At 54.4% G+C, this 12,511-nt stretch carries 9 protein-coding genes and 1 pseudogene; 6 read left to right on the top strand and 4 right to left on the bottom strand.

The genetic code is table 11. From position 1 onward, the window contains the following. Positions 1 to 91: 91 nt before the first annotated feature. From metF to metB, 3 genes are all read right to left on the bottom strand, one after another. Positions 92 to 991, bottom strand: a complete 900-nt coding sequence (metF, locus tag VRC33_RS21420; protein ID WP_338559268.1) for a methylenetetrahydrofolate reductase — start codon at positions 989 to 991, stop codon at positions 92 to 94. 223 nt (positions 992 to 1,214) lie between these two features. Then, a complete protein-coding gene (locus tag VRC33_RS21425) occupies positions 1,215 to 3,644 on the bottom strand; it encodes a bifunctional aspartate kinase/homoserine dehydrogenase II (RefSeq protein WP_338559270.1) in 2,430 nt (809 codons plus the stop codon). Positions 3,645 to 3,646: 2 nt separating this feature from the next. Continuing rightward, a complete protein-coding gene (gene metB / locus VRC33_RS21430; RefSeq protein WP_338559272.1) occupies positions 3,647 to 4,807 on the bottom strand; it encodes a cystathionine gamma-synthase in 1,161 nt (386 codons plus the stop codon). Positions 4,808 to 5,093: 286 nt separating this feature from the next. Here metB and metJ point away from each other — a divergent pair, with 286 nt between their 5' ends. After that, positions 5,094 to 5,411 (top strand): met regulon transcriptional regulator MetJ, encoded by a 318-nt coding sequence (gene metJ / locus VRC33_RS21435; protein ID WP_013200201.1) that lies wholly within the window; start codon positions 5,094 to 5,096, stop codon positions 5,409 to 5,411. A 161-nt stretch (positions 5,412 to 5,572) separates the two neighbouring features. Here metJ and rpmE read toward each other — a convergent pair whose 3' ends face one another. Further along, positions 5,573 to 5,785 (bottom strand): 50S ribosomal protein L31, encoded by a 213-nt coding sequence (gene rpmE / locus VRC33_RS21440; protein WP_133846351.1) that lies wholly within the window; start codon positions 5,783 to 5,785, stop codon positions 5,573 to 5,575. Positions 5,786 to 6,000: 215 nt separating this feature from the next. Here rpmE and priA point away from each other — a divergent pair. From priA to hslU, 5 genes and pseudogenes are all read left to right on the top strand, one after another. After that, positions 6,001 to 8,198 (top strand): annotated as a pseudogene (gene priA / locus VRC33_RS21445) (primosomal protein N'). A 192-nt stretch (positions 8,199 to 8,390) separates the two neighbouring features. After that, positions 8,391 to 9,428 (top strand): DNA-binding transcriptional regulator CytR, encoded by a 1,038-nt coding sequence (cytR, locus tag VRC33_RS21450; RefSeq protein ID WP_338567452.1) that lies wholly within the window; start codon positions 8,391 to 8,393, stop codon positions 9,426 to 9,428. Between the two features lie 173 nt (positions 9,429 to 9,601). After that, positions 9,602 to 10,516 (top strand): cell division protein FtsN, encoded by a 915-nt coding sequence (gene ftsN, locus VRC33_RS21455; RefSeq protein ID WP_338559279.1) that lies wholly within the window; start codon positions 9,602 to 9,604, stop codon positions 10,514 to 10,516. Positions 10,517 to 10,606: 90 nt separating this feature from the next. Next, positions 10,607 to 11,137: an ATP-dependent protease subunit HslV gene (gene hslV / locus VRC33_RS21460; RefSeq protein WP_147200319.1), complete on the top strand. Its 531-nt coding sequence runs from the start codon at positions 10,607 to 10,609 to the stop codon at positions 11,135 to 11,137. Between the two features lie 11 nt (positions 11,138 to 11,148). Beyond that, positions 11,149 to 12,480: an HslU--HslV peptidase ATPase subunit gene (hslU, locus tag VRC33_RS21465; RefSeq protein ID WP_338559284.1), complete on the top strand. Its 1,332-nt coding sequence runs from the start codon at positions 11,149 to 11,151 to the stop codon at positions 12,478 to 12,480. Positions 12,481 to 12,511 lie beyond the last annotated feature (31 nt).

Consider the following 12,511-nt stretch of genomic DNA (forward strand, 5'->3'; position numbering starts at 1 on the left):
GTCAGCAGGTCAGCAAAAGATGGTCTGAACTCTGCGGTTTTAGCCATAAAAAAGACGCCCTCAGGCGTCTTTTTTTAATTCAGCAGTTTCTTCAGGCTACGGCTACCGCAGGGCGAACACCCAGCGTATGGCAGATGGCGTAGCTCATTTCAGCACGGTTCAGCGTATAGAAGTGGAAATCTTTTACGCCTTCACGGCTAAGGATTTTTACCATATCCATCGCCACATTGGCGCCAACCATTTTGCGGGTTTCCGGATCTTCATCCAGCCCTTCAAACATGCTGGTCATCCACCCCGGCACCCGGACGTTAGTCATGGTGGCAAAACGCTGTAGCTGTTTAAAGTTAGAAACTGGCAGGATGCCAGGCACAATTTCCACGTCAATCCCGGCGGCCACGCAGCGGTCACGGAAGCGAAGATAGCTTTCCACATCAAAGAAAAACTGGGTAATAGCGCGGTTTGCACCGGCATCAATTTTACGCTTCAGGTTAATCAGATCGGACTGAGCACTTTTGGCTTCCGGATGGACTTCGGGATAGGCCGCTACCGAGATATCAAAATCGCCCACTTCTTTCAGCAACCCGACAAGATCGGCACCGTACATCTCTGGCTTGCCGCTGCCCGGCGGCAGGTCGCCACGCAGTGCAACGATATGACGGATGCCGTTGTTCCAGTAATCCTGAGCAATAGTACGCAGTTCGTCACGAGTCGCATCCACGCATGTCAGGTGTGGGGCAGCTTCCAGACCGGTGCGATCCTTAATGCCTTTGATGATGCTGTGCGTACGGTCACGCTCGCCGGAGTTAGCTCCGTAGGTTACCGAGACAAATTTGGGTTTCAGGCTGCTGAGACGATCGATAGAGTTCCACAGGGTCTGTTCCATTTCACTGGTACGAGGCGGAAAAAACTCGAAGGAGACGTTAATTTGCCCGTTCAGTTCGGCCAGACTTTGATTCAGCGCTTCGCGCTGATTGGCGTGGAAAAAACTCATACCTGCTTACCTCATCAATCGCTGCTGTTAAATGGCTAATCCGTACTGAACATCCATACGTTTAGACGTCCAGACATTCAAAATGACGGATTCTGGTTATTCAGTCAACAGTTAAATGGTGTACAGGCGTGACAAATTATCAATCAAGCTGAAGAAAATTCACGTTATCAGCAAGACCATAATAAAATCAAAGGGCCAGCGAGAGCCGGCCCGGAAGAGGAAATTAAAGTAACTGCGCCAGGCGATTCAGATCGGACTGAATAGCCCCCGCCGTCACGTCACGGCCTGCGCCCGGTCCACGGATCACCAATGGATTATCGCGATACCAGCGGCTTTCAATGGCGAACACGTTATCGCAGGGTAGCAACGAGGCTAACGGATGCTCTCCCCGTACGGCTTCCACACCTACCCGCGCTCTGCCATTTGCATCAAATCGGGCGACGTAACGTAATACCAGCCCCATCTCCTGAGCCGCTTCAAAGCGCTGCTGCATCTGGTCGTTAAGCACATCACCATTTTCAAAGAAGTGATCGACCGACTCGCCTTCACAGCATTTTGGCACCAGCGACTCAACCCGAACCTGGCCCGGCTCAATGTCATAGCCCGCTTCACGAGCCAGAATCACCAGCTTACGCATCACGTCCTGACCAGAGAGGTCCACGCGGGGATCCGGTTCTGTCAGCCCCTGCTGCCACGCCTGGTCCACCAGCTCCGTGAAGGGCACAGTGCCATCGTACTGCAGGAACAACCATGAAAGCGTGCCTGAGAAAATACCGCTGATGGAGAGAATACTGTCGCCGCTTTCACGCAGATCTCGCACGGTATGGTTGACCGGCAATCCGGCACCTACCGTGGCATTGTATAACCAGTGGCGGCCTGTTTTGGCAAAGGCATCGCGGATCTGGCGATAACGATCGCTGCTGGAAGCCCCTGCCACTTTATTGGCACTGACCACATGGAAACCGTGGCTGGCAAAGTCCAGATACTGATCGGCGAGCGTTTCACTGGCCGTCACATCCAGCACCACAAGGTCATCAAACGGGTGCGCTCTCATCCACAGGAACAGGGATTCTTCATCCTGCGCCACCGCTTCCTCTTCAAAAAAGGCAAGGGCGCGGCTGGCATCCAGCCCGTCATAGCTCAGCAGGCTGCGGCGGCTGTCCACCACTCCGGCCAGCAGGAACTCAAAACCGGTACGGGCCGAGATCGTTTCCTGCTCGCGTCCGAAAAGCTCCAGCCAGCGAGAACCGATATTCCCCTTGCCGAAGAGCATCAGTCCAATACGCTTCTCTGCGCGGAACAGGGAGTGGTGCAGGCCCTGGATCAGGCTTTCAGTGGGGCCAACGCGTAATATCGCAACCAGACTGATGCCCTCTTCGGACTGCCAGATAAATTCTACCGGCTGATCTTTCAGCTGCTGCCAGAAGCGGTGGCTGTGCAGTGGATTACGGCAAACGCCGGCGCCCACCATCGCTACCAGTGCCATGCCTTCACGCAGTTGCAGACGGCCCGGAATAGCCGCGTCCTGTAGCAGATCCAACGCGCTGCTGACCACTTCAGAGGTGTAGCAGAGCTGCAGAAGATTCCGGTCGGGGTGCACACCGGTTGCCAGAGGACGCAGTTGAGCGCGCTTTAACAGATGATCGATTTCTTTATGCAGGGAAGCAAAATCGTGCTGAGGCGGTACCTGGAACTCAATAAGACAGACATCGTCGTGACTGGTCACGATACGCGCGCCTGTACCGGAAGCCAGCACCCGCTCAATGCGGGTCGACCCCTGTTCAGGCTGATAGCTGCAGCGTAATTGCAGATCAATATCACTGCCGGAAACGGGCTGAAGAGTACGGGTATGCAGTACCGGTGCGGCCAGACGCGCCAGCTCACTGGCTTCATCCAGACGCAGCAAGGGCAACAGGCAGGCATCTTTTACTTTGCGCGGATCGGCACTGTAGACACCCGCGACATCGCTCCAGATGGTCACGCGGGAAACGCCAGCCAGCGCCCCGATCTGCGTGGCGGAATAGTCGCTGCCGTTACGGCCAAGCAGCACCGTTTCGCCAGCATCATTACGGGAGATGAACCCGGTCACCACCAGACGCTGATTAGGGTGCTGGGCGATTAACTGCTGTAAAAGCGGCCAGGATTTCCCTTCGTCCACTTCCGGCTGTGCAGCCCGCTCAGCCCGCAGAAAATCACGGGCATCCAGCCAGCAGGCCTTAATATCACGCAAAGTCAGTACGGCGGCCATCAGACGGGCAGACCAGATTTCACCGTGGCCCACAACTTCGGCATAGACGGCGTCGGTGATCTTACCGTCCAGCAGCGCCGCCAGCTTTTCCAGATCGTGAATAAACGCCGATATCAGATCGTCAGCTTTCTCAGGCGGAAGCAGGCTTGCTATCAGCTCGCTCTGGTAACGTCGCAGCGCCTGTTGAACCTGGTGAGCCGATAACCGATCGCTCTGGCTCAGTTTAAGCCAGCTGATTAACTGGTTAGTCGTGCTCCCCGCTGCGGAGACCACCATCACATCACCGGGATGGCTGTACTCCGCCATAATCCCCGCTACACGCTGGTAACATTTGGCATCAGCAAGACTGCTGCCACCAAATTTATGCAACTGCCGTGAACCTGCTGCCACTGCTGACTGACTCATGCTTACCTCTCAGCCGCTATCCGGAATGCATTATCCAGATCGGCGATTAAATCTTCGTGATCTTCAATTCCCACTGACACCCGAAGCAGGGTCTCAGAAATTCCAGCTGCTGCACGTGCTTCTGCTGACATGCCTGCATGGGTCATGGTAGCGGTATGAGAAATCAGGCTCTCTACCCCACCCAGCGATTCGGCCAGCGTGAACAGTTCCAGCGCTTTCAGGAAGCGACGCAGTTTTTGCTCGTCCCCCTCCAGTTCGAAACTTAGCATGGCACCAAAGCCTTTTTGCTGACGCACCGCAAACTGGTGTCCGGCATTTTCAGGCAGAGAAGGATGATACAGCTTTTTGACCAGGGGTTGTTGCTTCAGGTAATCAACAATCGCCAGAGCATTACGTTGTGCGGCAGCCATACGAGGTGCCAGCGTACGCATGCCACGCAGCAGTAAATAGCTGTCGAAAGCGCCTCCGGTCACACCAATATTGTTTGCCCACCATGCCAGTTCAGTCACCAGCGCAGGATCTTTGGCAATCACGGCCCCGGCCACGACATCAGAGTGGCCGTTCAGATATTTAGTACAGGAGTGCAACACCAGATCGGCACCCAGCGCCAGAGGGTTTTGCAAAGCCGGGCTGAGGAAGGTGTTATCCACGACGCTAATGGCACCGGCTTCACGGGTGGCCTTGCAGATTGCCGCGATATCCACCACGCGCAACAAAGGATTACTGGGGCTTTCAATCAGCACCAGTTTTGGCTGTTCCGCCAGCGCGGCTTTAAGCGCTTCTTCATCGCCCTGGTCAACAAACTTCACACGATACGCGCCTCGCTTGCTCAGGCTGTCGAACAGACGATAGCTGCCACCATAGCAATCATGAGGGGCCACCAGCAGATCGCCAGGCTTCAGGAAAACCGTACAGACCAGATGAATGGCTGACATGCCAGTATTGGTCATCACCGCACCGGCTCCCCCTTCCAAATCAGCCAGAGCACGCTGCACCACATCACGCGTTGGGTTACCCCGGCGCGAGTAGTCGTGAGCGCGCGGCTCGTTAAAATCCGTAAAGTTATAGGTACTGGAAAGGTGGATCGGCGGGACAACGCAGCCATACTGCTCGTCATCATTCAAACCGCTGCGTACTGCGATGGTTGCCTGTTTACGCGTCATGGGGCATAAATTCCTGACTGAAGAAGAGAGAAGAGCGTCTAGCATAACAGGGCATGGATGGACGTCAATACATCTGGACATCTAAATGTCTTTGCGTATAGATTGAGCAAACCGACAATAACCGTTAATATTATGTCGTTATAGCCCGCAGAAAGTGGTTATACCGCAGTGTGATGGACACCAACTTCGGGCATAATTAGCCGAATTTCGGTATAAACCCTGATGCCATTGACGCTTACGTCAGGAATAAAGGGTAATTTCAATTTAATGATGACTAAGGTAACCCATGGCTGAATGGAACGGCGAATATATCAGCCCGTACGCTGAGCACGGCAAGAAGAGCGAACAGGTTAAGAAAATCACGGTATCCATTCCGTTGAAAGTATTGAAAATCCTGACCGATGAGCGTACCCGTCGTCAGGTTAACAACTTGCGTCACGCCACCAACAGCGAGCTGCTGTGCGAGGCGTTTCTGCACGCTTTCACCGGCCAGCCTTTACCAGATGATGTTGATCTGCGTAAAGAACGCAGTGATGAGATCCCGGAAGAAGCGAAAGCTATCATGCGCGAAATGGGCGTCGATCCTGACACCTGGGAGTACTAGACGAGTAATGGCCTGGGCTACATGCCCGGCCAGTTCGTTTCCTCTGGTGATGCGCAGACAGAGAAAAAGAGCCTTCTACCCGATCGACACGCATAAAAAAACCCAGCCGAGGCTGGGTTTTTTCGTTGCATCCGAAACGGAGACCGTTTCGTTCAGGGTGCTTATTTAGCGCCTGGGATGCTGAAACGCTTGTTGAAGCGGTCAACACGACCACCGCTTGCAACATCACGCTGCTTGCCGGTGTAGAACGGGTGGCAGTTACCACATACGTCCAGGTTCAGGTCGTGACCCACGGTTGAGCGGGTTTTGATTTCGTTACCGCAAGAACATTTAGCAGTAACTTCAGCGTAATTAGGGTGAATACCTTTTTTCATGGGAAACCTCAGTTAAGGCCGTGTCGCTCTCCCATGCCAGGATTATTCCTGCACAGGCACCACACGAAGATTAATATTTCAGGTGTTTTGATACCAAAATGCCGTATCAACGGCGGCGAACTATACAGAATATAACCAGCCACTGCAATCGAATCCGCACATTTCAGAACACACAGTGTACACTATCTCGCTCACAATTTCATCCGGATGATTTCATGCCCGTTGTTCAGGTCGCGCTGCCCGTCCCTCTTCTCCGCAACTTCGACTATGCGTTGCCCTCTCACCTGCCCGTACCGGTAGCGGGGGCCAGAGTCAGCGTGCCTTTTGGCAAGCGCAAAGCTATCGGCGTCGTCGTGGCAACTTCAGAGAGCAGCGACTTCCCGGTTGATCAGTTAAAGGCCGTGCATGAAGTGCTGGACAGCGAATCCCTTTTCCCCCTTCGCTTTGGCGAATCTTGCTTTGGGCTGCGGACTATTACCACTATCCGCTGGGTGAAGTGCTGGCCCATGCCATGCCCGTGCTGCTGCGTCAGGGCAAACCTGCGCAGGAAGCACCTATTTATCAGTGGCATATCAGCGAGACAGGCAAAGAGACGGCGCCTGAAAGCCTGAAGCGCGCGCCAAAACAGCAGCAGGCGCTGGCCGCCCTTCGCCAGCGAGGCCTGTATCGCCATGAAATCAGCCAGCATGAGATTACTGATGCCACTTTGCAGGCGCTGCGGGCTAAAGGGCTCTGCGATTTGCGGGCACAACAACGCGCACAGCAGGACTGGCGTACCAGCTATTCGGTTAAAGGTGAGAGGTTAAGGCTTAATACCGAGCAGGCTACCGCCGTCGGCGCTATCCGCAGTGAAGACGATCGCTTTGCCGCCTGGCTGCTGGCTGGCATCACCGGTTCTGGCAAAACCGAAGTCTATCTCAGCGTGCTGGAGAATGTGCTGGCCAGCGGCGGCCAGGCGCTGGTGCTGGTACCAGAAATTGGTCTTACGCCGCAAACCATCGCCCGCTTCAGAGAACGCTTTGATGCACCGGTAGATGTTCTGCACTCTGCGCTTAATGACAGTGAGCGGCTGGCCGTCTGGCTTCGTGCGCGGCATGGCGAAACGGCCATTGTCATCGGTACCCGTTCCGCGCTGTTCACCCCTTTCGCCCGACTTGGGGTGATCATTATTGATGAAGAGCATGACAGCTCTTATAAACAGCAGGAAGGCTGGCGCTATCAGGCAAGAGATTTGGCCGTGTTCCGCGCCCGGCAGGAAGATATTCCCATCGTCATGGGCACTGCCACGCCAGCACTGGAGACGTTACACAACGTTCAGATGGGCAAATACCGGCAGTTGAATCTCAGTAAACGTGCCGGCAATGCACGTCAGGCAACCCAACAACTCATTGATCTGAAGGGGGTCAAACTTCAGGGCGGCCTTTCGCCAATGCTGATCAAAAAGATCGGCCAGCATCTTCAGGCCGATAACCAGGTACTGCTGTTTCTCAACCGCCGGGGATTTTCGCCCGCCATGCTCTGCCATGAATGCGGCTGGATCGCAGAATGCCAGCGCTGTGACCGCTATTACACGCTGCACCAGCATCACCGCCAGCTGCGCTGCCACCACTGTGACAGTCAGCGCCCTATACCTAACCAGTGCCCCCAGTGCGGATCAACCCATCTGGTGCCTGTAGGGCTCGGTACCGAACAGCTTGAGCAGAATCTTGGCGAGCACTTCCCCGGCGTTCCGCTCTCCCGTATTGACCGTGACACTACCAGCCGTAAAGGGGCGCTGGAACAACACCTGGCGGATGTCCATCGTGGTGGCGCCCGCATTCTGGTCGGTACGCAAATGCTGGCGAAAGGCCACCACTTCCCGGATGTGACCCTGGTTTCGTTACTGGATGTGGACGGTGCCCTGTTTTCAGCGGATTTCCGATCTGCTGAACGGTTTGCCCAACTTTATACTCAGGTTGCCGGGCGTGCTGGCCGGGCAGGGAAGCAAGGTGAAGTACTGTTGCAAACCCACCATCCGGATCATCCCCTGCTGCAAACTCTTTTACATCAGGGTTATGACGCCTTTGCTCAACAGGCATTGATTGAGCGGAAAACAGTCTTCCTGCCGCCCTTTACCAGTCACGCCCTGTTCAGGTCAGACGATCATGATAATCAGCAATCTGCCCTGTTCCTGCAGCAGTTACGTAATCTGCTTGAAGCCAGCCCGTTGAAAGACGAGGCCTTCTGGGTAATGGGGCCACTTCCTGCTCTGCAACCCAAACGCGGAGGCCGGTTCCGGTGGCAACTGTTATTACAGCATCCTTCCCGAAGCGTGCTTCAGCGACTGATAAAAAATACGCTGCCGCTTATCAACACTCTGCCTCAGTCGCGAAAAGTAAAATGGACGCTGGATGTGGATCCAACCGAAGGGTAAACCGGGCAGAGGTTGCGGGCGACATCGAAAAAAGTCGCACAAGTCACAATTTTTATGCAAATTAAGTAACGGCCCGTGGATTCATCTGATACACATGGGTATACGACCTGTAACGGAACGGGTAGCAGCCGCTTTATCATCAGAATGTCCCCAAAAGTCAGGTCAGCTGAGGCTGGCGTGAGGAGAAGAGTGTTGGAGCAGAATCAAGAGACAACCGGCGCGACCATGAAGGACGTGGCTGAGCAAGCAGGCGTATCAACGGCGACTGTTTCGCGCGCCCTGATGAACCCGGAAAAGGTCTCTGCAGCCACCCGTAAAAAAGTCGAACAGGCGGTGATTGCCGTAGGCTACTCCCCCCATGCAATGGCCCGTAGCGCCAAACGCAGTGAATCCCGGACTATCCTGGTGATTGTGCCGGATATCTGCGACCCCTTTTTCAGTGAGATGATCCGTGGGATCGAAGTGGTGGCTGCCGATCAGGGCTACCTGGTGTTGATCGGTGACTGCGCCCATCAAAACAGGCAGGAAAAGTCTTTCCTTAATCTGGTGATGACCCGCCAGATCGATGGCATGGTTCTGCTGGGTTCTCAGGTGCCTTTCGAGACCGGCATCGAAGAGCAGCGCAACCTTCCCCCGATGGTAATGGCTAACGAATTTGCCCCTGAACTGGAATTACCTACCGTCCATATTGATAACCTGACGGCCGCGTTTGAAGCGGTAAACCATCTGCTGAAGCTGGGCCACAGTCGTATTGCCTGCATCGCAGGACCGCAGGATATGCCGCTGTGCCAGTATCGCCTGCAGGGATATATTCAGGCATTAAGGCGTAACGGCATGACCGTGGATCCCCACTATATTGTGCGGGGTGACTTTACTTTTGATGCCGGTTCACGCGCGCTGAAACAGCTGATGGCCTTACCCCAGCCCCCTGATGCCCTGTTCTGCCACAGTGACATAATGGCGCTGGGTGCCATGTCTCAGGCTAAAATTATGGGCCTTCGTGTCCCGAAGGATCTTTCGCTGATTGGCTTTGATGACATTGAACTTTCACGCTACAGCGATCCCCAGTTAACTACCGTCGCCCAGCCAAGGTTCAATATTGGCCGTGAAGCCATGCTTCTGCTGCTGGAGCAGCTGCAGGGTAAATTAGTAAACAGTGGTTCCCGCCTGCTGGATTTTGAATTAAAAATCCGTGGCAGTACGGCTCCTTCCCTGCGGGAAAAGGGCTGACGGGTAAAAACGGCATTCAGAGCAGTCGCAAAAATGAGAATCAGCAGATTCTTAGAGGTATCCCCGCTGGTCAAACTTCCGGCCCTTGAGTAACATGGCGAGCTGATAGCCGGGCGCGCCAACTCTGATTATTTGTCCGGCCTCACCTTTCATTGATTATTAGCGGAACGATAGTGGCACAAAAAGATTATGTAGGCCGCGGGCGTTCGACAGGGACGCGTCGCAAAAAGACCAACAGTCGCAGCAAAAAGCGCGGTGGGGCTTCAGGGGTTTCAAAGATCATGGTAGTGCTTGCAGTTGCCGTACTGGTAACCTTTGTCGGCGGACTGTGGTTTATTGCCCATCATAAAAAAGAAGAAATCCCGGTTATTCCCGATCATAAAGCCGCCGGAAACGGCCTGCCGCCAAAGCCGGAAGAGCGCTGGCGCTACATCAAAGAGCTTGAAAATCGTCAGATTACCGTCCCCACGCCTGTTGAACCTTCTGCGGGTGGCGAGGTGCATTCCCAGACTCAGTTGACCGATGAACAACGTCAGCTACTGGAACAAATGCAGTCCGATATGCGTCAGCAACCGACGCAACTCAATGAAGTGCCGTGGAATGAACAGACTCCTGCACAACGTCAGCAGACCCTGCAGCGTCAGCAGCAGCAAAATCAGTTGCAACAACAGTCGCGTATGCCGCAACAGCAGCAACCTCATGTTACGCAGCAGCAGCAACCTCGTGTCACGCAGCAACAGCCTCAGACTACGCGCCCCGCGCCGGTCACACGTGAGCCAGTGAAACAGCCGCAGGCTCAGGCCCCGGTCCAGACGGTTCAGCAGCCAAAAGCAGAGGCAAAACCGAAAGAAGCGGAGAAGTCTCAACGCTGGATGGTGCAGTGTGGTTCATTCAAAGGAACCGATCAGGCCGAGTCGATTCGCGCGCAGTTGGCATTTGAAGGTTTTGAGAGCCGGATTACGACTGGCGGCGGCTGGAATCGTGTGGTCATCGGCCCTTATAACGCCCGCTCTTCGGCTGACGGCACGCTTAAACGCCTGCGCAGTTCTGGCCATTCAAATTGTATTCCTCTCGCTGTCGGGGGTTGAAACCCCCTAAAGCTACCCCATATCTGGTTGCATCAATGCCCCGCAGACAAACTGCGGGGATACCTTCTGACTGCAACAAGGGGTCTGCCCGTGACAACAATTGTAAGTGTACGACGCAACGGCCAGGTAGTAATTGGCGGTGATGGCCAGGCTACCCTCGGCAATACCGTAATGAAAGGCAACGTCAAAAAAGTTCGTCGTCTCTATAATGACAAAGTCATTGCCGGTTTTGCTGGCGGTACTGCAGATGCCTTCACCCTGTTTGAACTCTTTGAACGCAAGCTGGAAATGCATCAGGGTCATCTGGTTAAAGCCGCCGTTGAGCTGGCCAAAGACTGGCGAACCGACCGCATGCTGCGCAAGCTTGAAGCGCTGCTGGCGGTTGCCGATGAAAATGCCTCGTTGATCATCACCGGTAACGGCGATGTTATTCAGCCTGAAAACGATTTGATTGCCATTGGTTCAGGTGGTCCTTACGCACAGGCAGCCGCCCGTGCGCTGTTGGAAAACACCGAGATCGGCGCACGCGATATCGTGGAAAAAGCGCTGGGTATTGCAGGCGATATCTGCATCTATACCAACCACAATCTCACCATCGAAGAATTACCGTCTAAAGCGTAAGGATCCCAACTATGTCCGAAATGACTCCGCGCGAGATCGTCAGCGAGCTGAACAGATTTATCATTGGCCAGGATAACGCCAAGCGCGCCGTGGCGATCGCCTTGCGTAACCGCTGGCGCCGTATGCAGCTCGATGAAGAGCTGCGCCAGGAAGTAACTCCAAAAAATATCCTGATGATCGGTCCAACAGGGGTAGGTAAAACCGAAATTGCCCGCCGTCTGGCCAAGCTGGCTAACGCACCCTTTATCAAAGTGGAAGCGACCAAGTTCACAGAAGTGGGCTATGTTGGGAAAGAAGTGGACTCCATCATCCGTGACCTGACCGATTCTGCACTGAAAATGGTCCGCTCTCAGGCGATTGAAAAAAATCGTTATCGCGCTGAAGAGATGGCAGAGGAGCGCATCCTTGATGTGCTCATCCCGCCGGCTAAAAACAACTGGGGCCAGTCCGAAGAGAAGGCTGAACCTTCTGCTGCCCGCCAGTCTTTCCGTAAAAAACTGCGTGAAGGCCAGCTGGATGATAAAGAGATTGAGATCGATCTGGCCAGTGCCTCAATGGGCGTGGAAATCATGTCCCCACCGGGCATGGAAGAGATGACCAACCAGTTGCAGTCTATGTTCCAGAACCTGGGCAACCAGAAGCAGAAACCGCGTAAGCTGAAGATCAAAGACGCGATGAAGCTGTTGATCGAAGAAGAAGCCGCTAAGCTGGTTAACCCTGAAGAGCTGAAGCAGGAAGCGATTGATGCGGTTGAACAGCACGGTATCGTCTTTATCGATGAGATCGACAAAGTCTGTAAGCGTGGCGAAAGCTCCGGCCCGGACGTGTCACGCGAAGGCGTACAGCGCGACCTGCTGCCGCTGGTGGAAGGCTGCACCGTCAATACCAAGCACGGTATGGTGAAAACCGATCATATTCTGTTTATCGCCTCAGGTGCTTTCCAGGTTGCCAGCCCGTCAGATTTGATTCCGGAACTTCAGGGTCGTCTGCCGATCCGCGTTGAGCTTCAGGCGCTGACTACCCACGACTTTGAACGCATTCTGACCGAGCCTAACGCTTCCGTTACCGTGCAGTACAAAGCCTTGATGAAAACGGAAGGCGTGGATATCGACTTCACCGAAGATGGCATCTCTAAGATTGCCGCCGCCGCCTGGCAGGTGAACGAGACCGCTGAAAATATCGGTGCCCGCCGTCTGCACACGGTGCTTGAGCGTCTGATGGAAGATATTTCCTATGACGCCAGCGATCTTCACGGCCAGTCCTTCACCATTGATGCAGAGTACGTTGGCAAGCATCTGGATGAGCTGGTCGCGGACGAAGATTTGAGCCGCTTTATTCTGTAAACAGCGCTAACATCTTACTTCAGGAGGCTCC

The sequence above is a fragment of the Erwinia sp. E_sp_B01_1 genome, from assembly GCF_036865545.1.
Taxonomy (GTDB): Bacteria; Pseudomonadota; Gammaproteobacteria; order Enterobacterales; family Enterobacteriaceae; genus Erwinia.

Excerpts from the sequence above, each read along its gene's own strand:
- metF (WP_338559268.1), bottom strand. The coding sequence starts at position 991 with ATGAGTTTTTTCCACGCCAATCAGCGCGAAGCGCTGAATCAAAGTCTG.
- VRC33_RS21425 (WP_338559270.1), bottom strand. The coding sequence starts at position 3,644 with ATGAGTCAGTCAGCAGTGGCAGCAGGTTCACGGCAGTTGCATAAATTT.
- metB (WP_338559272.1), bottom strand. The coding sequence starts at position 4,807 with ATGACGCGTAAACAGGCAACCATCGCAGTACGCAGCGGTTTGAATGAT.
- metJ (WP_013200201.1), top strand. The coding sequence starts at position 5,094 with ATGGCTGAATGGAACGGCGAATATATCAGCCCGTACGCTGAGCACGGC.
- rpmE (WP_133846351.1), bottom strand. The coding sequence starts at position 5,785 with ATGAAAAAAGGTATTCACCCTAATTACGCTGAAGTTACTGCTAAATGT.
- hslU (WP_338559284.1), top strand. The coding sequence starts at position 11,149 with ATGTCCGAAATGACTCCGCGCGAGATCGTCAGCGAGCTGAACAGATTT.